General features: G+C 68.6%; 19 protein-coding genes and 1 pseudogene. 14 read left to right on the top strand and 6 right to left on the bottom strand.

Annotated elements, in window-relative coordinates; genetic code table 11:
* The first annotated feature begins 275 nt into the window (after positions 1-275).
* From A5714_RS26670 to rraA, 10 genes are all read left to right on the top strand, one after another.
* Positions 276-431: a hypothetical protein gene (locus A5714_RS26670; RefSeq protein WP_197502895.1), complete on the top strand. Its 156-nt coding sequence runs from the start codon at positions 276-278 to the stop codon at positions 429-431.
* A gap of 162 nt (positions 432-593) precedes the next feature.
* Positions 594-1,217 carry a superoxide dismutase gene (locus A5714_RS16810; RefSeq protein ID WP_068072336.1) on the top strand — a complete coding sequence of 208 codons (624 nt, stop codon included), beginning with the start codon at positions 594-596 and terminating at the stop codon, positions 1,215-1,217.
* A gap of 176 nt (positions 1,218-1,393) precedes the next feature.
* On the top strand, positions 1,394-1,927 hold the full coding sequence (locus tag A5714_RS16805; protein WP_068072339.1) for a peptidase: 534 nt from the start codon (positions 1,394-1,396) through the stop codon (positions 1,925-1,927).
* A gap of 250 nt (positions 1,928-2,177) precedes the next feature.
* A complete protein-coding gene (locus tag A5714_RS16800; protein WP_068286953.1) occupies positions 2,178-2,918 on the top strand; it encodes a TMEM165/GDT1 family protein in 741 nt (246 codons plus the stop codon).
* 371 nt (positions 2,919-3,289) lie between these two features.
* Positions 3,290-3,688, top strand: coding sequence for a secretion protein EspR (locus tag A5714_RS16795; RefSeq protein ID WP_068072345.1), 399 nt, complete (start codon positions 3,290-3,292; stop codon positions 3,686-3,688).
* Between the two features lie 153 nt (positions 3,689-3,841).
* Complete coding sequence (locus A5714_RS16790; RefSeq protein ID WP_068204843.1) at positions 3,842-4,498, top strand: DUF6474 family protein; 657 nt, start codon at positions 3,842-3,844, stop codon at positions 4,496-4,498.
* Positions 4,499-4,502: 4 nt separating this feature from the next.
* Complete coding sequence (locus tag A5714_RS16785; RefSeq protein WP_068072352.1) at positions 4,503-5,171, top strand: YcnI family protein; 669 nt, start codon at positions 4,503-4,505, stop codon at positions 5,169-5,171.
* Positions 5,168-5,668, top strand: coding sequence for a copper resistance CopC family protein (locus A5714_RS16780; RefSeq protein ID WP_068286951.1), 501 nt, complete (start codon positions 5,168-5,170; stop codon positions 5,666-5,668). The genes A5714_RS16785 and A5714_RS16780 overlap by 4 nt, the downstream gene beginning before the upstream one ends.
* Before the next feature lie 107 nt (positions 5,669-5,775).
* On the top strand, positions 5,776-6,237 hold the full coding sequence (locus tag A5714_RS27500) for a nucleoid-structuring protein H-NS (protein WP_068286949.1): 462 nt from the start codon (positions 5,776-5,778) through the stop codon (positions 6,235-6,237).
* A 29-nt stretch (positions 6,238-6,266) separates the two neighbouring features.
* Entirely contained in the window at positions 6,267-6,740 is a 474-nt protein-coding gene (rraA, locus tag A5714_RS16770) for a ribonuclease E activity regulator RraA (RefSeq protein ID WP_068286945.1), read from the top strand.
* A gap of 3 nt (positions 6,741-6,743) precedes the next feature.
* Here the strand turns inward: rraA and A5714_RS16765 are convergent, their stop codons facing one another.
* The gene (locus A5714_RS16765; protein WP_068286942.1) at positions 6,744-8,213 is read right to left on the bottom strand and encodes an NAD(P)/FAD-dependent oxidoreductase; all 1,470 of its coding nucleotides are present in this window, start codon (positions 8,211-8,213) and stop codon (positions 6,744-6,746) included.
* Positions 8,214-8,309: 96 nt separating this feature from the next.
* Here A5714_RS16765 and A5714_RS16760 point away from each other — a divergent pair, with 96 nt between their 5' ends.
* The 3 genes from A5714_RS16760 to A5714_RS16750 all read left to right on the top strand — a co-directional run bounded on the left by A5714_RS16760 (position 8,310) and on the right by A5714_RS16750 (position 11,099).
* Positions 8,310-8,948: a TetR/AcrR family transcriptional regulator gene (locus A5714_RS16760; protein ID WP_068286939.1), complete on the top strand. Its 639-nt coding sequence runs from the start codon at positions 8,310-8,312 to the stop codon at positions 8,946-8,948.
* Between the two features lie 40 nt (positions 8,949-8,988).
* The gene (dinB, locus tag A5714_RS16755) at positions 8,989-10,182 is read left to right on the top strand and encodes a DNA polymerase IV (RefSeq protein WP_068286937.1); all 1,194 of its coding nucleotides are present in this window, start codon (positions 8,989-8,991) and stop codon (positions 10,180-10,182) included.
* Between the two features lie 158 nt (positions 10,183-10,340).
* Positions 10,341-11,099: a YoaK family protein gene (locus A5714_RS16750; protein WP_068286931.1), complete on the top strand. Its 759-nt coding sequence runs from the start codon at positions 10,341-10,343 to the stop codon at positions 11,097-11,099.
* A gap of 4 nt (positions 11,100-11,103) precedes the next feature.
* On the opposite strand, the gene A5714_RS16745 is transcribed toward A5714_RS16750, so the two are convergent.
* Entirely contained in the window at positions 11,104-12,108 is a 1,005-nt protein-coding gene (locus tag A5714_RS16745; RefSeq protein ID WP_068286928.1) for a PHP domain-containing protein, read from the bottom strand.
* Positions 12,109-12,129: 21 nt separating this feature from the next.
* Positions 12,130-12,561 (bottom strand): hypothetical protein, encoded by a 432-nt coding sequence (locus A5714_RS16740; RefSeq protein WP_068286925.1) that lies wholly within the window; start codon positions 12,559-12,561, stop codon positions 12,130-12,132.
* Between the two features lie 51 nt (positions 12,562-12,612).
* Between A5714_RS16740 and A5714_RS16735 the strand changes: the two genes are divergently transcribed.
* Positions 12,613-13,464 carry an LLM class F420-dependent oxidoreductase gene (locus A5714_RS16735; protein WP_068072377.1) on the top strand — a complete coding sequence of 284 codons (852 nt, stop codon included), beginning with the start codon at positions 12,613-12,615 and terminating at the stop codon, positions 13,462-13,464.
* Between the two features lie 372 nt (positions 13,465-13,836).
* Here A5714_RS16735 and A5714_RS16730 read toward each other — a convergent pair whose 3' ends face one another.
* The 3 genes and pseudogenes from A5714_RS16730 to A5714_RS16720 all read right to left on the bottom strand — a co-directional run.
* On the bottom strand, positions 13,837-15,303 hold the full coding sequence (locus A5714_RS16730) for a glutamate synthase subunit beta (protein WP_068072379.1): 1,467 nt from the start codon (positions 15,301-15,303) through the stop codon (positions 13,837-13,839).
* Positions 15,296-19,879 carry a glutamate synthase large subunit gene (gene gltB, locus A5714_RS16725; RefSeq protein ID WP_068286918.1) on the bottom strand — a complete coding sequence of 1,528 codons (4,584 nt, stop codon included), beginning with the start codon at positions 19,877-19,879 and terminating at the stop codon, positions 15,296-15,298. Before gltB ends, A5714_RS16730 begins: the two co-directional genes overlap by 8 nt.
* Positions 19,880-20,652: 773 nt before the next feature.
* Positions 20,653-21,135 (bottom strand): annotated as a pseudogene (locus tag A5714_RS16720) (ATPase); the annotation flags it as partial.
* Positions 21,136-21,215 lie beyond the last annotated feature (80 nt).

Genomic DNA, 21,215 nt, shown 5'->3' with positions numbered 1-21,215 from the left:
AACTGTGGATAACACCCCGGTGTCGAACGCGTGCCATAGACAGCCCTGAATCGGTCGTTGAGCGAAATGAATTGCCCGGCTAAGCACTCGCCTGGCGCTGCGGCGCCCGGCACGGCGCCGCGCTCACCGCGGCCCGCACCCAGCCCGAGCCGAGCCTCCGCCCCAGTTCAGCGCAGTATTTTCCAACTCGACGCCGAAGCGTTATGATCGCGTTCGCTAAACTGTTTGTGACTCACCTCACTTGCTGGGGTGACCTGGGGGGTGGAAGGCGATAGATGGCCACGCAGTCGTTCGGTCCGGGGTCACCGGCCCCGTCGAAGTCGTATTGCGGCTCAGCCGCGTGGAACCACAGCTACAGTGTCGCGGCCTTGCGCGCCGGCCTGATCGCGTTGGCGTTACTCGCCGTCCTCGCCCTCATCGTCTTGTCGTAGCCGCGCAGCGCCATCGCCTCGGGCGCCCCACCTCCCCAGCGTGCGCGCCCCACCGCCTTCCTTGCGGTGTGAGCGGCGATGGAGCAGGGTTGGTGAAGGCTGGCCTCCCTGTGGCAGGCCCGCGCGCGCGAGCGCCAAGACACAATCGAAGAAAGGAATGCCGTGGCTGAATACACCCTGCCCGATCTGGACTGGGACTACGCAGCGTTGGAACCGCACATCTCGGGGCAGATCAACGAGATCCACCACACCAAGCACCACGCCACCTACGTCAAAGGTGTGAACGACGCTCTCGCCAAGCTCGAAGAGGCACGCGCCAACGAGGACCACGCTGCGATCTTCTTGAACGAAAAGAACCTGGCTTTCCACCTCGGCGGTCACGTCAACCACTCGATCTGGTGGAAGAACCTGTCGCCGAACGGCGGGGACAAGCCGACCGGTGACCTGGGCGCGGCGATCGACGACGCGTTCGGCTCGTTCGACCGGTTCCGGGCGCAGTTCAGCGCCGCGGCCAACGGCCTGCAGGGGTCGGGTTGGGCGGTCCTGGGTTATGACACCCTCGGCGGCAAACTGCTGACCTTCCAGCTCTACGACCAGCAGGCCAACGTCCCGCTGGGCATCATCCCGCTGCTCCAGGTGGACATGTGGGAGCACGCCTTCTACCTGCAGTACAAGAACGTCAAGGCGGACTACGTCAAGGCCTTCTGGAACGTGGTGAACTGGGCGGACGTCGAGAAGCGGTACACGGCCGCGACGTCGAAGGCTCAGGGACTGATTTTCGGCTGAGACCTCTTTCGATCGGTGGGGGCGTCGCGCACTGCGCGGCGCCCCCGTCGTTTGTCGGCGCACCGTCACATAACTTCCGCCGTGTCGGGTTGCACCCTGCCTAAACCGCAGGCATGCTTAATCATTCGAGCTACAGAGTGGTTATTCGAAGCGGACGCGGCGCGCGGAGGTTCGAAATGGAAACTGGCTCGGAACGACCGATAGGCGTTTCCCCCTTCCATTCTCGTGGTGCCCTGAAAGGGTTCGTAATATCCGGGCGGTGGCCCGATTCGACAAAAGAATGGGCCCAATTGCTCATGGTTGCGGTCCGCGTGGCGTCGCTGCCCGGATTGCTTTCCACGACAACGGTGTTCGGCGTCCGGGAAGAGTTGCCCGACGAACCCGAACCCGGAACGGTCGGCCTGGTCCTGGCTGAGGGCACGGTCTTCGGTGAATCAGCAATCCAGCCAGGCTATTTCGCCGACCACCAGCCCCCCGCGTTGCTCATGCTGCACCCGCCCTCGGAAACCACGCCGTCCCTGCCCGAATGCACCGGCGCGGCGTCGGGATGCGTGCTGCTGCCCGGCCTGCCCTACTTGGGTCTCGAGCACCGCGCCGCCTGGGTGGAGGCCGAGGCCGACGGCACCATCACCTCGATGGTGAGCCGGGTCGGCGTCGACCCGATCAGTCACCCCGACACGGCCATTCTTGCAATGCTGCTTGCCGCTTAACGCATTTCCCCCGCGGGCATTTCGGCCCGCGAATCGCACAATTACGGCCGCCCGAACTCCGCCGCCATGCTGGCGCACGCCGAAAAGCCCTATTAGCCTTGAACCGTTAGCGAAGGGGAGTAGCCCCTAATCGTCGAGTCGACACACTGGCGCAACGCCCGGCCGGCGAACCGGATTCGTATTCGGTGGGCGAGACCTTCGACCGGAGTTCGATGACCTCGTCGTCGACGACGCGTCGAAAGGCCTCCCTATGCTCGCCGCCGCGCTGTTGACCCTGGGCGTCGTCTTCGTCGCCGAACTGGGCGACCGGTCGCAATTGATCACCATGACGTACGCCCTGCGCTATCGGTGGTGGGTGGTGCTCGCGGGGGTGGCCGTTGCCGCGTTCGCCGTCCACGGCGCCTCGGTGACGATCGGCCATTTCCTGGGCGCCACTCTGCCGGCGCGGCCGATGGCGTTCGCGTCGGCGATCGCCTTCTTCGCCTTCGCGGTATGGGCGTGGCGGGAGGGCAGCGACGACGAGGACGTCGCGACGTCCGGCGAACCGCGATTCGCGATCCTGACGGTGGTGGGTTCGTTCGTGCTCGCCGAGCTCAGCGACAAGACCGCGTTGGCGACAGTCACGCTGGCCAGCGATCACGACTGGACCGGCGTGTGGATCGGCTCGACCGTGGGCATGGTGTTGGCCGACGGGTTGGCGATCGGGGTCGGATCGCTGCTGCACCGGCGCCTCCCGGAGCGGCTGCTGCACGCCGCGGCCAGTCTGCTCTTTCTCGTCTTCGGAATCTGGATACTTTTCGACACCGCGCTGGGCCGGCCGTGGGCCGCGGTCGTGGCGACCGTCGCGGTCGTGGCAGCTACCGCGGTCGCGGTCGGGGCACCCGCCAGGCGACGCCGCAGGCGTTTAGCTGCGGCCGGGACCGGGCCGTCGGGCGAGGACACCGGTGAGCTCCGCTCGGACCATCCCGGACGTCGGCCGCCGCCGGACTGACCCCGTTCGTTTCCCGCACGATTTCCGGGGCGGCAGCAAAGCGGTTGTCGGCGTAGCCCGGATGCCGTTCTCGTTGCGGTGCGATCGCACAGCGGGGCCCGTCCCGCCGCGTGCCGGTCCGTCGCGGCCCGGGCCCGCCACTTCCCACCGGTTACCGAATTCTGCGGATAACCTGTGAGTTTCGTGGAGTTGGTGGACACTCCAGCGAATCAGTTAGACGCTCGTCAAGTGCACTGTTGGCGTTCGCCAGCTACGTCGATAGTCAAAGCCTAAGGGTTTGCACCTGGTTACGATCACAAACCCTCGCTACCATGATCAGCAAATACACATAGGTAATAGTTCACTTCTTAAGCTCAGTGGAGGTGCCAATAATGAGCACGACGTTCGCTGCTCGCCTGAACCGCTTGTTCGAGACGGTCTATCCCCCGGGCCGGGGCCCGCATACCTCCGCGGAAGTGATCGCTGCACTCAAGGCCGAGGGCGTCACCATGTCGGCGCCTTACCTGTCTCAGCTACGGTCGGGCAACCGGACCAATCCGTCGTCGACCACCATGGCCGCGCTCGCCAACTTCTTCCGGATCAAGCCGGCGTATTTCACCGACGACGAGTACTACGAAAAGCTCGACAAGGAGCTGTCGTGGCTGGCCACCATGCGCGACGAGGGTGTGCGCCGCATCGCCCTGCGCACCGCCGAGCTGTCCCCGGAGGCACAGCACGAGGTGATGCAGCGGGTGAACGAGTTGCGCCGCGTCGAGCACCTGGACGCCTAGCCCGGTCTCGAAAAGCCCACACGTCGTGGCGGCCCGCACCGCCTCGCCGCCCCGCCCTGGCGAACGCGCATCCGCCCATCCCGATTAGGGTTGGCTGACGGATCGCGCACGCGCGAGAGCGACAGTCGACGAGAGACCGGGAGGCGGCCGGCAATGGGCCTGTTCCGCAAGCGAAAGAGCCGCGCGACGCGCCGGGCCGAAGCCCGCGCCATCAAGGCCCGCGCCAAGCTCGAAGCCAAATTGGCCGCCAAGAACGAGATTCGCCGCTTCAAGACCGCGCACCGGGCGGAGGAGAAGGCGCTGCGCGCCCAGATCCGGGCGCAACGGGACAGCGACCGCAACGCGTTGAAGGTCGCGGAGGCGGAACTCAAGGCGGTCCGGGAAGGCAAGCTCTTTTCGCCGACGCGGATTCGCCGAGTCCTGACGGTGTCCCGCCTGCTCGCGCCCGTCCTCACGCCGATCATCTACCGGGCCGCCGTCTCGGCGCGCGCGCTGGTCGACCAGCGACGCGCGGACCAGCTCGGCATCCCGCTGGCCCAGATCGGGCAGTTCTCCGGTCACGGCGCCGAACTGTCCGCCCGGATCGCCGGCGCGGAGAAGTCCCTGCGGTCGGTGCAGGACAGGAAGCCCCGCGACGCCGAGACCAAGCAATTCGTCACCGCCATCACCGATCGCCTCGCCGACCTGTCGGCGGCGGTCACCGCCGCCGAGAACATGCCGGCCGGGCGCCGCCGCGCCGCGCACGCCGCGATCGCGGCGCAGCTCGACGGCATCGAGGCTGACTTGATGGCCCGCCTCGGGCTGGGCTGAGCCCATGCCGTTGCCCCGGCGCACGATCCCGCGACTGCTGATGGCGGTGGCCGCCCTGTCTGCCGGCTCGATGACCCAGCTCGCGGTGGCGTCGGCGCACGTCCACGCAACCAGCGACAACGCGGTGCGCGGCGCGACGGCCATCGTGACCTTCCAGGTGCCCAACGAATCGAACACCGGCGCGACGACGACCGCGCTCACCGTCGCCCTGCCCGACGTCGCGTCGGCGCGCACGGAGACCGTGCCGGGATGGACCGCCAAGCTGGACCGCGACGCGGCCTCCGGCGGCGTGCACTCCGTGACCTGGACGGCGGTGCCCGGCGGCGGGATCGCGGTGGACCAGTTCGCGCTGTTCCGGATCTCGATGAAGTTGCCCGACACCGCCACCGTCAGCTTCCCCGCCACCCAGACGTACTCGGACGGCACGGTGGTGAAGTGGGATCAGCAGCCGCCACCCGGCGGTGGGGAGCCCGAGTACCCGGCGCCCGCGCTGAGCCTGGGCGCGAGCCCTGCCGGCGGCCACGACCACCACCAGGCGGGTGGCGGGGGTGATGCGGCGGGGTCGGCGGCGCCGGCGACCGCGCCGGACAACACGGCCCGCGTGCTGGGCGGAGCGGCGCTGGTCCTGGCCGCGGCGGGGATCGCGGTCGCGTTGGTGCGCCGCCGGGCATGAGGCGCCTGGCGGTCGCCGCGGGCGTCGGCGCCCTGCTGGTGCTCGCCGCCGTGACCGCACCGGCGGCCTCCGCGCACGCCGCCCGGGTGGCCACGGACCCGGCGGACCGGGCGTCGCTGGCCAGCGGGCCGCCGCGCGTCAGCGCCACCTTCAACGAACGCCTGCAGACCACCTTTGCCGCCATGACCGTGGTCGGGCCCGACGCCAACCTGTGGTCCAGCGGCGACGCCGCCGTGCAGGGCGCCGTGGTCAGCGTGGCGCTGCGGCCCCTGGGGCCGGCGGGCACCTACACGGTCCACTACCGCGTGACCTCGGCGGACGGCCACGTGGTGTCCGGCTCCTGGTCTTTCGACCTCAGCACGCCCGGCACCGGAACGCCGGGGCCCCCGGCGGCGGCCCCCGCCGGCCCCGCGCGCGGCCTGCCGGTGTGGCCGTTCGTCGCCGCCGCGGTGGCCCTCGTCGGCGGCGGTGCCGTGTGGGCGCGGCGGCGGCGCTGACCGGCCGCCAGCGGTGACCGGGGCCTGCAAACCCCGTCCTGGCATGATGGGACCAATAGCCCGGTGAGCTAGACCAACGACGACAGCAATGCTCGAGGAGCGGCCGCATGGCAGACCCGCAGGACCCCGCCGAGAACGACGCCGACGCGCCACCGGTCCCACCGCAGCAGGCGCCGCCGGAGCAGGCGCCGCCGGCCAAGGCGGCGAAGGCGCCCGCGAAGAAGGCGCCAGCCAAGAAAGCGCCGGCCGCCAAGAAAGCGCCGGCCAAGAAGGCGCCGGCCAAGAAGGCGCCGGCCAAGAAGGCCCCGGCGAAAAAGGCCGAGCCCCCGCTCGCCCAACCCGTCGACCCGCCCGTCGGCATCCCACAGCGAATCGAGACTAACGGCGACCTCACCGCCGCGGCCAAAGACGCCGCGGCGCAGGCGAAGTCGACCGTCGAAACCGCCGAGAATCCGGTGTCCCCCGACGTCGCGGCGACCGCGCTCCAGCAATCGCCGGTGCCGTGGATCGTCGCGCTGGCGGTGAGCCTGCTGGCCGTGCTCTTGATCCGCCAACTGCGGCGCCGCTGAGCGCCGCCCATGCGTCTAACCTGTCAGGCGTGACAGTCACTTTCCAACCGACCGCCGATCTGGTCGACGACATCGGGTCCGACGTCCGCTCGTGTGACGTTCAGTTTCGCCAATTCGGCGGCCGCGCCGAATTCGCCGGCCCGATCAGCACCGTGCGCTGTTTCCAGGACAACGCCCTGCTGAAGTCCGTGCTCTCCGAGCCGGGCAACGGCGGCGTGCTGGTGATCGACGGGGCCGGCTCGCTGCACACGGCGCTGGTCGGCGACGTGATCGCGGAGCTGGCCCGGTCCAACGGCTGGGCCGGGCTGATCGTCAACGGCGCGGTGCGCGACGCCGCCACCCTGCGCGGCCTCCAGATCGGCATCAAGGCGCTTGGCACGAATCCACGCAAGAGCACCAAGACGGGCGCCGGTGACCGCGACGTCGACATCACCCTCGGCGGAATCACGTTCGCGCCCGGCGAGATCGCCTACAGCGACGACGACGGCATCGTCGTCATCTAGCCGCTAAGCCGCGACTTTCGCCGGCTTCTTGCTGAATCGCAGGCCCTCGTCGTCGATCTTGCCGCGCCGGATGGTGCGCATGTCGAAGAAGTAGTTCTGCTTGAGCCGCCACGGGGCCCGCGACCCCGACTTGGGCAGGATGTGCATCGAGCGCTGGAAATAGCCGGGGTTGAAGTCCATGAACGGCAGCTCGTCGACGTCCTCGCCCGGCCGCTGCGGCTCCACGATGTCGAAGCCCTTCGCGTCCATGTAGTTCAGGAGCCGGCAGACGTACTCCGACACCAGGTCGGCTTTCAGCGTCCACGACGCGTTGGTGTAGCCGAAGGTGATGGCGAAGTTCGGCACGTCGGAGAACATGCAGCCCTTGTAGGTCATCAGCGACGGCAGGTCGAAGGGCTCGCCGTTGCGGGTCGGCGTCAGCCCACCCAGCAGCTGCATGTTCAATCCCGTTGCGGTGACGATGATGTCGGCCTGCAGCTCTTCACCGGAGGTCAGCTTGATGCCGGTCTTGGTGAACCGCTCGATGGTGTCGGTGACCACGTCGGCCTTGCCGTGGCGGATGGCGCGGAAGAAGTCGCCGTCCGGGGCCAGGCACAGCCGCTGGTCCCAGACGTTGTAGCTGGGCCCGAAGTGCTTCTCGACGTCGTAGCCCTGCGGCAGGCGCCGCTGCGCCATCGTCATCAACGTCTTGCGCATGTAAGCCGGCGCCTTGCGGGACAGCTGGTACTGGAAGGTGCTGAACGCGATGGCTTTCCACCGATTCGCTACGTGGGCGAGCCGGTCGGGCAACAGGCGGTTGGTCCGTTCCGCGAACGGATCCACGCCGGGCAGCGAGCCGATGTATGTCGGCGACCGCTGCAGCATGGTGACGTGGCCGGATCCCGAATTGACCAGTGCGGGAATCAAAGTGATGGCGGTGGCACCCGATCCGATGACGATGATCTTCTTGCCCGAGTAGTCCAGATCTTGCGGCCAGTGTTGCGGGTGCACGATGGTGCCCTCGAAGTCGTCCGATCCGGCGAACGTCGGCGAGAAGCCCTCGTCGTAGTTGTAGTAGCCGGTGCAGGCGAACACGAAGGAGGCGGTGATGTCGCGTTGCTGCCCACCGCTTTCCACCGTGACGGTCCACTGATTGTCCGCGTCGGACCAGTCGGCGGCGACCACCCGATGCCCGTAGCGGATGTGCTGCTCGATCCCGCTCTCCACGGCGGCCTCCTTGATGTAGGCCTTGATCGACGCGCCGTCGGCGATGGACTTCGCCGAGCGCCACGGCTTGAACCGGAACCCGAGGGTGAACATGTCCGAGTCGGATCGGATCCCCGGGTATTTGAACAGGTCCCACGTTCCGCCCAGGTCGTCGCGACGCTCCAGGATCGCGTAGCTCTTGGATGGGCAGCGCTGTTGGAGGTGCCAGGCGGCGCTAACGCCCGAGATGCCAGCGCCGACGATGACGACGTCGAGGTGCTCAGTCATGCGGCTACGTTATCAACGCTGTGTCGAGTCGGTCAACACCTTGTTGAACTACTGAACACGCTGTCGAATTTCTCGACGCTGTGTAAACTGGCGGCCGTGACTGCCGTCGGCTCTGCGCGCACCTCCCGCGGCCGGCGTTCGGCGCGCCCGTCCGGCGACGACCGGGAACTGGCGATTTTGAGCACCGCCGAGCGGCTGCTGACCGAACGTCCGCTCGCCGACATTTCGGTCGACGACCTGGCCAAGGGTGCCGGGTTGTCCCGCCCTACCTTCTACTTCTACTTCCCGTCCAAAGACGCCGTGCTGCTCACCTTGTTCGAACGCGTGGTCATCGAGGCCGATTCGGCGCTGGAAACCATGGTCGCCAACCCGCCCGCCGACCTGAAAGCGTTGTGGCGCACCGGTATCAACGTCTTCGTCGAGACGTTCGGGACCCATCGGGCGGTGTCGCTGGCCGCCGATGCGGCGCGCACCAATTCCGAGGTCGGCGAGTTGTGGTCGCGGTTCATGCAGAAGTGGGTGGACCACAGCACCACGGTCATCGAAGCCGAGCGCGCCCGCGGCGCGGCCCCGGTGACCCTGCCGGCCCATGATCTGTCCGCGGCGCTGAACCTGCTCAATGAAAAGGTGATGCTCGCCGCGTTCGCCGACGCGAGGCCATCGGTGCGCGACGAGCAGCTGCTGGACACCCTGGTGCACATCTGGGTGAGCAGCATTTACGGCGAGGGCGCCTGACCACCCGACCGTTGTCGGCCCGCCATGCGAACATACGTTCGTGGACTGCGAGGCGTCCATCCTGCACGCGGACCTGGACTCGTTCTATGCGTCGGTCGAACAGCGCGACGACCCGACGCTGCGCGGCCTGCCCGTGATCGTCGGCGGCGGGGTGGTGCTGGCGGCCAGCTACGAGGCCAAGGCCTACGGCGTGCGCACGGCCATGGGCGGCGCCCAGGCGCGGCGGCTGTGCCCGCACGCCGTCGTGGTGCCGCCCCGCATGCAGGCCTACTCGCACGCCAGCGACGCCGTCTTCGAGGTGTTCCGCGACACGACGCCGCTGGTGGAGGCGCTTTCGGTGGACGAGGCCTTCCTCGACGTCGGTGGATTGCGCCGGCTCTCGGGCAGCCCGGTCGCCATCGCGGCCCGCTTGCGGGCCGACGTCCGGGAGCGCGTCGGCTTGCCGATCACGGTCGGCGTCGCGCGCACGAAATTCCTGGCCAAGGTGGCCAGCCAGGAGGCCAAGCCCGACGGGCTGCTGCTGGTTCCGCCGGACCGCGAGCTGGAGTTCCTGCGACCGCTGCCGGTGCGCCGGCTGTGGGGCGTCGGCGCGGTGACGGCCGCCAAGCTGCAGGCGCACGGCATCGTGACCGTCGCCGACGTCGCCGAGCTCAGCGAGTCGGCGCTTGCCTCGCTGGCCGGTGCGGCGATGGGTCGCCAGCTCTACGCGCTGTCGCGCAACATCGACCGCCGCAGGGTGACCACCGGGGTCCGCCGCCGGTCCGTGGGCGCCCAGCGGGCGCTGGGTAGGGCGGGCAGCCGGATGTCGGCCGCGGAGGTCGACGCCGTGGTCGTCGGGCTGGTCGACCGCATCACCGGTCGCATGCGCACGGCCGGGCGCACCGGCCGCACGGTGGTGCTGCGCCTGCGGTTCGCCGACTTCAGCCGCGTCACCCGGTCGCGCACGCTGCCGCGGGCGACGTCGTCGACGGCGCCGATCCTGGCCGCTGCCCGGCAACTGGTCGCGGCGGCGGCGCCGCTGATCGCGCAGCGAGGCCTCACCCTGGTCGGCTTCGCGGTGTCCAACATCGACCGGGGCGGCGCCGAGCAGCTGATGCTGCCGCTCGCCTCGGATTCGCCGGTGGTGGATGCGGCCGTCGACCGGGTGCGGCAACGCTTCGGTAAGTCCGCGCTGACGCCGGCGGTGTTGATCGGCCGGGATTCGGGTATAGAAGTGCCATATCTCCCCGACTGATCCGGCGTTCGCTGGGCGGTGTGGGTAACGAATTCGTTTCTCCCACATGACATTTGGAAGATATGAGCTTCATTTGAGGAGCGGCTCTCGACGGGCGGGCGGATGCGTATCGGCTGTAGGCTCGCGGAAACCCCACCTCGAAAGTGAGTAACTGAACGATGCCGTCGCCAGACACAGCGCGCACCAGCGGCCCGCCTCGCGAAGGCCTCCTCCTCGGATACAGCGCGATACTCGCGCTCTCGGCTGGCTTCGTCAACGCGGTGGCGTTGCTGATCCTGGCGTTGCCGGTCGGCAATCTCACCGCGATCACCACTCAGCTGGGCATGAACACGGCCAATCCGTGGCTGTACGAAGGCCACGTGCTGGCCGCCATCCTGTTCGGGTTCCTGGCGGGAGCGACGATGGCCGGGGTGGTGTTGGCGCCCACCGAGGCGCTGGCCGGCCCCCGCCATGCCGTCGTGTTGTTCACCGAGGCGGCGCTTCTCGTGCTGGCCGCGGCCGGTGTCGAGGAGACGTTCGTCAAGGCGCAGATCATCTCGCTCGGGGTCGAGGAGACCGCCGTGCAGGCGATGTTCGCCGCCATGGCCCTCGGCCTGCAAAACGGCATGACGTCCAGCTTTCGCGGGATGGCGATCCGCACCACGCACTTCACCGGGACCGTCACCGACCTCGGCCTGATGCTCGGGCGCAGCTGGCAGGACGGCATCCAGAAGTGGAAGGCGGCGATACTCGTGACCACGCTGCTGCTGTTCCTCGGCGGCGGCATCGCCGGGATCGTGTTCGGCGCCCGCTTCGGCGGCTACTCGCTGCTCATCCCGGCGGCGACGTGCGCGCTGGTGGCCGCGGCCAACGTGCTGCACAGCCGCGCCAACAGCGACGACACCTCCGCCGAGGTCCGGGAACCGGTGAGCGTCTGAGCCGTCAGCTCCCGGCCCATTCCAGCAGTTTGCGCTGCGGCCAGGTGTTGACGATCCGGTCCACCGGAACTCCCGCGTCCAGCGCGCGCTGCGCGCCGTAGCCGAGGAAGTCCAGCTGGCCCGGCGCGTGGGCGTCGGTGTCGATGCTGAACAGGCAGCCCATCTCCAGGGCCAGGTTCAGCAGCCGGGTGGGCGGGTCGCGCCGCTCGGGCCGCGAGTTGATCTCCACCGCGGTGCCGTGATCGCGGCACGCCGCGAACACGGCCTCGGCGTCGAAGCTGGATTCGGGCCGGATGCCGCGATTGCCCGAGACCAGCCGCCCGGTGCAGTGCCCGAGCACGTCGGCGTGCGGATCGGAGACGGCCCGTACCATCCGCCGGGTCATCGCCTCAGCGTCCATCGACAGCTTGGAGTGCACGCTGGCCACCACCACGTCGAGGTGTTCCAGAAGCTCGGGCTCCTGGTCCAGGCTGCCGTCATCAAGGATGTCCACCTCGATGCCGGTGAGGATGCGCAGCGGGGCGAACTGCTCGCGCAGTCCGTCGATCACGTCCAGCTGCTGGCGCAGCCGCTCCGGGGACAGGCCGTTGGCGATCGTCAACCGCGGCGAGTGATCGGTCAACGCGCAATACTCGTGGCCCAGCGCGACGGCGGTGGCCATCATCTCCTCGATCGGCGCAGAGCCGTCCGACCAGTTGGAGTGCAGATGCAGGTCACCGCGCAGCGCGGACCGGATCTTACCCCCGCCGAGATCCTCAGCGGCCGAGCGCAATTCGACCAACAGGTCCGGTTCACGGCCCGACCACGCCTGATCGATCACCTTGGCGGTCTTGGGTCCGATGCCCGGCAGCGACTGCCAGCTGTTGGCCTGGCCGTGCCGCTCCCGCGCCGCGTCGTCGAGGGCCGCCACGACGTCCGCGGCCTTGCGGTACGCCATGACGCGCCGAGGGTCCTGGCGGCTCCGATCCTTGAAGTAGGCGATTTGCCGCAGGGCTGCTACCGGATCCATGTCCCCAGTGTGCCCGGCCTGCTACAGCAGCTGCTCGGCGACGAAGCCGCACAACAGCACGCCGAAGCCGCCGACTTCGCCGGCGATCAGCAGCGCCATCGCGACCGCGAGGGACCGATCTGCACCGTCGAATTGGTTGACGGTGTCACGGCGGGCCCCGTGGGCGACGTAGCTGAGGATCGCCGCGACGAAGAAGAACACCACCACGCCGGCGGCAGCCAGATTGACCCACGCGGCCCACGCGCTGAGCTCTACGAAGACCGCGAGCAACAGGGTCGCGAAGGAGTAGAGCAGCGCCGCGCGGTGCGCGATATCGACGTAAGGATGCGCGCGGTGATCCTCGGAGACCATCATCTGCCGGTATTTCCAGACCCCCAGCAGCAGGGCCAGCAGGAAGATCAGGCCGGCCGCCAACAGGGTCAGTTTGGTGTCGAGTCCGAGCGCGCCAGTCATCGTGCGGCTGAGTTTAGTTGCGCTTCATAAAGAGCGACTAACGTCGTTTTCATGCGATTCGCGTTCAAAACCTCACCACAGAACACCACCTGGGCCGACATGCTGGCTGTCTGGCAGGCCGCCGACGACATGGACGTCTTCGAATCCGGGTGGACGTTCGACCACTTCTACCCGATCTTCGCCGACAGCAGCGGCCCTTGCCTCGAGGGCTGGACCACCCTGACCGCGCTGGCGCAGGCCACCAAGCGCCTGCGGCTGGGCACCTTGGTGACGGGCATCCACTACCGCCACCCCGCAGTGCTGGCCAACATGGCCGCGGCCCTCGACATCATCTCCAACGGGCGCCTCGAGCTCGGCATCGGCGCGGGCTGGAACGAGGAGGAGTCGGGCGCTTACGGCATCGAACTGGGCAGCATCAAGGAACGCTTCGACCGGTTCGAGGAGGCCTGCGCCGTGCTGACCAGCCTGCTCAGCGAGGAGACCACCGACTTCGACGGCGCCTTCTATCAGCTCAAGGGCGCGCGCAACGAGCCGAAGGGGCCGCAGCGGCCCCACCCACCGATCTGCATCGGTGGCAACGGGGAGAAGCGCACCCTGCGGATCACCGCGCGCTACGCCCAGCACTGGAATTTCGTCGGCGGCACGCCCGACGTCTTCGCCCACAAGCGCGACGTCTTGGCTGCGCACTGCGCGGACATCGGCCGCGATCCCCAAGAGATCACCCTGTCGGCGCACCTGCGGCTGGAGCCGGACCTCGACTACGGCAAGGTGATCGCCGACGCGGCGGGCCTGGCCGCCGAGGGCCTGGACCTGGGCATCGTCTACCTGCCCCCGCCGCACGACCCCGCGGTGCTGGAACCGCTCGCGGAAGCCATCCGCGATTCGGGATTGCTCACCGGCTGACGCTCTCTGGGCCGGCGCTCCCCTGTTCGTCCCGCCGAGCAAACCGTCGGGCCCGCCTGTGTGGCGCGGGCCCGGCGGTTACGCACCGAAGGACAGGAGATCCGCGGCGGTGACCAGGCGTTCGTGTCTGGCGGGGAACTCGCGGCTCTTCACCGGGTGGCGCAGCCAGGACCAGGCAATTCGCCCCATCCGCGATCGAGGTACTGGGTTAATGTGCACAGTGATCACTCCTGCGATCGGTTCGTTCAGCCGGGACTCCCATACGACGCCCGTGTGATGGGGCCCACAGACACCTATTAGACAACAGGTTCTGGCAAACGTTGGGAGACGCGCCGGACGCTTTTCCGCGTGTTTCTGCTGTGACTAGTGTGACTATTGAAGCGGCACGGCGGTCGGCTTGACGGGGGCGGGCAACGCCGTCGACCCCATCAGATACCGGTCCACGGCCGCCGCGGCGGCCCTGCCCTCGGCGATCGCCCAGACGATCAGGGACTGCCCGCGGCCCATGTCCCCGGCAACGAAAACGCCGGGCACCGACGTGTCGAAATCGGCCCCTCGGGCGACGTTGCCGCGTTCGGTGAGCTTGACGCCGAGGTCGGTCAGCAGGCCCTCCCGCTCGGGGCCCACGAATCCCATGGCCAGCAGCACCAAATCGGCGTCGAGCTGGAAGTCCGAGCCCTCGACCTTCTCGAACTTGCCGTCGCGCATGGTGACCTCGTGCGCCTTGAGCCCCGTCACGTGCCCGTCCTCGCCGAGGAACTCCTCGGTGTTCACCGAGAACACCCGCTCGCCACCCTCCTCGTGCGCCGACGACACCCGGTACATCAGCGGGTAGGTCGGCCACGGGGTGGATTCGGCGCGGGCCTCCGGCGGGCGCGGCATGATCTCGAACTGGTGCACGCTGGCGGCACCTTGACGGTGCGCGGTGCCCAGGCAGTCGGCCCCGGTGTCACCGCCGCCGATGATGATGACCTTCTTGCCCTTGGCGGTGATCGGCGGCTCGCCGTCCTCGCCCAGGACGTCGTCGCCCTCCTGCACCCGGTTGCCCCACGGTAGGTACTCCATCGCCTGGTGGATGCCGTCGAGGTCGCGCCCGGGGACGGGCAGGTCACGCCCTGCGGTGGCGCCGCCGGCCAGCACCACCGCGTCGAAGTCGCGGCGCAGCTCCTCGGCCGTGATGTCCACGCCGACGTTGACGCCCGCGCGGAATTCCGTTCCCTCGGCGCTCATCTGGTCCAGCCGTCGATTCAAGACGCGCTTTTCCATCTTGAATTCCGGGATGCCGTAGCGCAGCAACCCCCCGATGCGGTCGGCCCGCTCGAGCACGGTGACGGTGTGCCCCGCCCGGGTCAGTTGCTGGGCGGCGGCCAGACCGGCCGGGCCCGAACCCACCACGGCCACCGTCTTCCCGGTCAGCTTGGTCGGCGGCAGCGGCTGCACGAAGCCCTCGTCGAAGGCGTGGTCGATGATCTCCAGCTCGATCTGCTTGATCGTCACCGGGTCCTGATTGATGCCCAGCACGCAGGCCGGTTCGCAGGGCGCCGGGCACAGCCGGCCGGTGAAGTCCGGGAAGTTGTTGGTCGCGTGCAACCGGTCGATCGCCTCGCGCCAACGCCCCCTGCGCACCAGGTCGTTCCACTCCGGAATCAGGTTGCCCAGCGGACACCCGTTGTGGCAGAACGGAATACCACAGTCCATGCAGCGCGTGGCCTGCTCGCGCAGGATCTCGTCGTCGAATTCCTGGTAGACCTCGTTCCAGTCCTTCAACCGCAACGGCACGGGCCGGCGCTTGGGCAGCTCCCGGTGCGTGTACTTCAGGAAACCAGTCGGGTCAGCCATGAGCCGCCGCCATGATCGCCTTGTCCACATCCACGCCGTCGCGCTCGGCCTGCGCGATGGCGGCCAGCACCTTCTTGTAGTCCTTGGGCATCACCTTGGCGAAATGCCGCTGCTCGTTGCGCCAGTCGGCCAGGATGCGTTGCCCCACCGCGGAATCGGTGGCGTCGACGTGCGCCTGGATGATGCCGTGCAGGAAATCTGCGTCGTCGGAGTCGATGGACTCGAGCTCCACCATCTCGGTGTTCAAGTTGTCGGGTAACTCCTCGTCGGGATCGTAGACGTAGGCGACGCCGCCGGACATGCCCGCCGCAAAGTTGCGACCGGTGCTGCCGAGGATGACCACCCGTCCACCGGTCATGTATTCGCACCCGTGGTCCCCGACGCCCTCGACCACTGCGTGGGCGCCCGAGTTGCGAACCGCGAACCGCTCGCCGACCACACCGCGCAGGAAGACCTCGCCGGTGGTGGCGCCGAACAGGATGACGTTGCCGCCGATGATGTTGTCCTCGGCCACGTAGTCGGCCGGTGCGTTGTCGGACGGCCGCACCACGATCCGGCCGCCGGACAGGCCCTTGCCGATGTAGTCGTTGGCGTCTCCGTACACCCGCAAGGTGATGCCCTTGGGCACGAAGGCGCCGAAGCTGTTGCCCGCGGAGCCGTCGAACGTGATGTCGATGGTGCCGTCCGGCAAGCCCTGTCCACCATAGGCTTTCGTCAGCTCATGGCCGAGCATGGTGCCCACCGTGCGGTTCACGTTGCTGATGGTGGTGGAGAACCGCACCGGCTTGCCGGAGTCCAACGCCTCGCGGTTCATCACGATCAACTGCTGGTCCAGCGCCTTGTCCAGCCCGTGGTCCTGGCGTGAGCTGCAGTACAGGTCCTGGTTCATGAACGCCGATTCCGGCTCGTGCAGCACCGGCGTCAGGTCCAGCTTGTGCGCCTTCCAGTGCGCCCGCGCCAGCGTGGTGTCCAGCGCACCCACCTGGCCGACGGCCTCGTTGAACGTGCGGAAGCCCAACTGCGCCATGTACTCCCGAACTTCCTCGGCGATGAACATGAAGAAGTTCTCGACGAATTCCGGCTTGCCGGAGAACCGCTCGCGCAGCAGCGGGTTCTGCGTCGCCACACCCACCGGGCAGGTGTCCAGGTGGCACACCCGCATCATGATGCAGCCCGCGACCACCAGGGGGGCGGTGGCGAACCCGAACTCCTCGGCGCCCAGCAGCGCCCCGATCATGACGTCCCGCCCGGTCTTGAGCTGACCGTCGACCTGGACCACGATCCGGTCGCGTAACCCGTTGAGCAGCAACGTCTGTTGCGTCTCGGCCAGGCCCAGCTCCCACGGCGCGCCGGCGTGCTTCATCGACGTCAGCGGCGTGGCACCGGTGCCGCCGTCGTGACCGGAGATGAGCACGACGTCGGCGTGCGCCTTGGAGACGCCGGCCGCCACGGTGCCGACACCGTTCTCGGAGACCAGCTTGACGTGGACCCGCGCCGCCGGGTTGGCGTTCTTCAGGTCGTGAATCAGCTGCGCCAGGTCCTCGATGGAGTAGATGTCGTGGTGCGGCGGCGGCGAGATCAGCCCGACACCCGGCGTCGAGTGTCGGACCTCGGCCACCCACGGGTACACCTTGTGGCCCGGAAGTTGGCCGCCCTCACCGGGTTTGGCGCCCTGGGCCATCTTGATCTGGATGTCGGTGCAGTTCGTCAGGTAGTGCGAGGTGACGCCGAACCGCGCCGAGGCGACCTGCTTGATCGCGCTGCGCCGCCAGTCACCGTTGGGGTCGCGGTCGAATCGCTTGACGTCCTCGCCGCCCTCGCCGCTGTTGGAGCGACCGCCCAGGCGGTTCATCGCGATCGCGAGCGTCTCGTGCGCCTCGGCGGAGATCGAGCCGTAGCTCATCGCCCCGGTGGAGAACCGCTTGACGATCTCGCTGGCCGGCTCGACCTCGTCCAGCGGCACCGGGGGCCGCACTCCGGCACGGAATTTCAGCAGTCCGCGCAGCGACGCCATCCGCTCGCTCTGGTCGTCGACCAGGCGGGTGTACTCCTTGAAGATCTTGTACTGGCCGGTGCGGGTGGAGTGCTGCAGCCGGAACACCGTCTCCGGGTTGAACAGGTGGTACTCACCCTCGCGGCGCCACTGGTAGTCCCCGCCCACCTCGAGCTCGCGGTGCGCGCGCTCGTCGGGCCGGTCGAGGTTCGCCAGGTTGTGCCGCGTGGCCACGTCGGCGGCGATGTCTTCCAGCGTGATCCCGCCGGTCGGGCACGCCAGCCCGGTGAAGTACTCGTCGAGCACGTCCTCGGACACGCCGACGGCCTGGAACAGCTGGGCGCCGGTGTAGGACGCCAGCGTCGAGATGCCCATCTTGGACATGACTTTGAGCACGCCCTTGCCGGCGGCCTTGACGTAGTTGGTCAGCGCCTTGTCACGGTCGATGCCGTCGATCACGCCGCGGTCGAGCATGTCCTCGATCGACTCGAAGGCCAGGTACGGGTTCACCGCGGCGGCACCGCAGCCCACCAGCATCGCCATGTGGTGCACCTCGCGGGCGTCGCCGGATTCGACGACCAGGCCCACGTGGGTGCGGGTCCGCTCGCGCACCAGGTGGTGGTGCACCCCGGCGACGGCGAGCAGCGACGGTATCGGCGCCAGCTTCTCGTCGGATTCGCGGTCGGACAAGATGATGACCCGGGCGCCGTCGGCGATCGCGGCCGACGCCTGCGCACGCACATCGTCGAGTGCCACCGCGAGCCCGGCGCCGCCCTCGGCGACCGGGTACAGACAGTGAATCACCTTGGAGCGCATGCCATGTGGCCGCCCGTTGACCTCGTCGTTCGGGTCGAGGTTGATCAGCTTGGCCAGCTCGCGGTTACGCAGGATCGGCTGGCTCAGCGCGATCTGGTGGCACGAGTTCTCGTCCGGGGTGAGCAGGTCGCGCTCGCCACCGGTGGTGCCCTGCAAGCTGGTCACCACCTCCTCCCGGATGGCGTCCAGCGGCGGGTTGGTCACCTGCGCGAAGAGCTGCTGGAAGTAGTCGTAGAGCATCCGCGGGCGTTGGGACAGCACCGCGACCGGGGTGTCGGTGCCCATCGAGCCGATCGGTTCTGCGCCGGCGCGCACCATGGGCGCCACCAACAGGTTCAGTTCCTCGTAGGTGTAGCCGAAGGTCAACTGGCGCTGGACAAGCCGGTCGTGCGGCATCCGCTTGTAGTTGCCCTGCGGCAGATCCTCGAGCGCTACCAGCCCCTGGTCGAGCCACTCCTGATACGGGTGTTCGGCGGCCAGCTCGGCCTTGATCTCCTCGTCGGAGACGATGCGGCCCTGCTCGGTGTCGACTAAGAACATGCGGCCCGGCTGCAACCGCATCCGGCGCACCACCTTGGCCGGGTCGAGGTCCAGGACGCCGGCCTCGGAGGCCATCACCACCAGACCGTCCTCGGTGACCCAGATCCGGGAGGGGCGCAGGCCGTTACGGTCCAGCACCGCGCCGACGATGGTGCCGTCGGTGAACGTCATCGACGCCGGGCCGTCCCACGGCTCCATCAGGGATGCGTGGTACCGGTAGAACGCCCGCCGCGCCGGGTCCATCGACTCGTTGCGCTCCCAGGCCTCGGGAATCATCATCAGCACGGCGTGCGGCAGGCTGCGCCCACCCAGGTGCAGCAGCTCGAGCACCTCGTCGAAGCGGGCGGTGTCGGAGGCCCCCGGCGTGCAGATCGGGAACAGCTTCTCCACGTCGGACTCCGAGCCGAACACCTCGGTCTTGATCAGCGCCTCGCGGGCGCGCATCCAGTTCTCGTTGCCGGTGACGGTGTTGATCTCCCCGTTGTGCGCGATGCGCCGGAACGGGTGGGCCAGCGGCCAGGACGGAAAGGTGTTGGTGGAGAACCGCGAATGGACGATGCCCAGGGCGCTGGTCAGCCGGCTGTCCTGCAGGTCGAGGTAGAACGCCTTGAGCTGCGGGGTGGTCAACATGCCCTTATAGACGAACGTCTGACCGGAAAGGCTTGGGAAATAGACGGTTTCGCGGCCGGGGCCGTCCTGACCCGGCCCCTTGGTGCCGAGTTCGTGCTCGGCGCGCTTGCGCACCACGTAGGCGCGGCGCTCCAGTGTCATGCCCGAGGCGCCGGCCATGAACACCTGCCGGAAGGTGGGCATCGCGTCACGGGACAGCGCGCCCAGCGACGAGTCGTCGGTCGGCACGTTGCGCCAGCCGAGCACCGTGAGGCCCTCGGACTCGGCGATCTTTTCCACCGAGGCGCAGGCGGCCGCGGCGTCGCGGGAAGACTGCGGCAGGAACGCGATCCCGGTGGCGTAACTGCCGGGCGGCGGCAGCTCGAACTCGACGACCTCGCGCAGGAAGGCGTCGGGCACCTGGATCAGGATGCCCGCGCCATCGCCGCTGCGCGGCTCGGCGCCCTGGGCACCGCGGTGCTCGAGGTTCAGCAGCGCGGTGATGGCCTGGTCCACGATTTCGCGGGTACGACGGCCGTGCATATCGACGACCATGGCGACCCCGCACGCGTCGTGCTCGAACGCGGGGTTGTATAGCCCGACGCGCTTGGGCGTCATATGCACCTGACCCTTCACCTGGAACGTTTCACGCGGCCGTTAGCAGCAGCTCCGACGAGCCAGCACCCCCGAGGTTGCGGGCGTGATCCCTTCGGCCTTGTCTCGAGGGGCTGTGCTCCAGGCGGAATTGATCCCGCTGGGGATGCGTCCGTGCAGCTCTGAACGGTGGCCTGGAACCGGTCTCGACAAGTCGTAAAACGATATGACAATACCCGCCTGACATGCCAACTTCGATAAGTCTAGCCGCCACGCGGCAGGTGCGTAAATTTCGCTGAGGCCGCCGTTCGCCAAACCCGCAGGCGCGGTGTTTCGGTGTCGTTAAATTCCCCACAACAGGGCTGGGCCCCGCGGCGGGCGCGCGCGCCCCGTCCCGGCGCGGGAGTTTGCTAGCGGGGCCGGCGACGTCGGGCACGGTGTTGCTGAACTGATATCCGCGCGTGCTCAGCGCGCAACCGGCGGTACCGCGCTGCCGCCCTGGTCAGCACAGGCTAAGTTTGCAGCGTGGCGCACCGCGCCGCGTGGCCGATACTGGAGGAGTAACGGTCCACCTCCGGCGGCGGACGTCAGACCGTGGCGCTCATCACGTGGCGAGTGTGTCGCGACCGACAGTGAGCGCGAGGATCCATCGACCGGCACTCGAGGAGCCCATGAACGAGCGCGACGAATTCCTGCGGGACCGTCTGCAGCCCGACCGGCCCGCCGGCCCGGCGCCGCGACCGCCCGGCTTGACCCCCCGGGAGCCCGTGGCGCCCCCCTCCGCACAGTGGCCGGCTGCGCCGCCGGCCGGAGGCCGGCTCGCCACCGAGCACGTACAGGCCGGCCGAGTTGCGGCCCACCCGCGCCACCATGTCGCCGAAGGACTGCAGGTTCTTGTCGGACGTCAGCTCCCAGAACGAGCCCGACGCGGCGGGATCGATGCGGCTGCTGAGTCGTCCGAAAGCCGTGTCGGCGTCGATCGCCACGACGTGGTCTTGCCGGCGCAGCTCCGCGAACAGCGACCCGACGCTGGCGGCGACGGACGTCTTGCCCACGCCACCCTTGCCCAGGATCCCGACCTTGTGGTTGCCGTGCAGGCGCGCCCGGATGGCCGCGTGGAACTGCGCCTCCTGGCGCTGCGCCGGGGACGGCCCCAGCTTGACCAGGCCGAACGTGAGCAGCCGCAGGATGCGCCGCCAACCGCGGTCCGCCGGTTCGGGGCCGAAGTCGGGGGCGGGCGCCTCGACGGGTCGCGGCGGCGCCGCAATCCCCGGCGACAACGGCGCGGGAGTTTGCTAGCGGCGACGCCCGGCGTCGCCAGGAGCTCGCGCGCCGCGCGCTGGCGCCGCTGGACTATCAC

Source organism: Mycobacterium sp. E2462 (assembly GCF_001672685.1).
In the GTDB taxonomy this organism is placed as follows: Bacteria; Actinomycetota; Actinomycetes; order Mycobacteriales; family Mycobacteriaceae; genus Mycobacterium.
The sequence above is the reverse complement of the archived record's forward strand: the minus strand, read 5'-3'. Positions and strand labels throughout refer to the sequence as shown.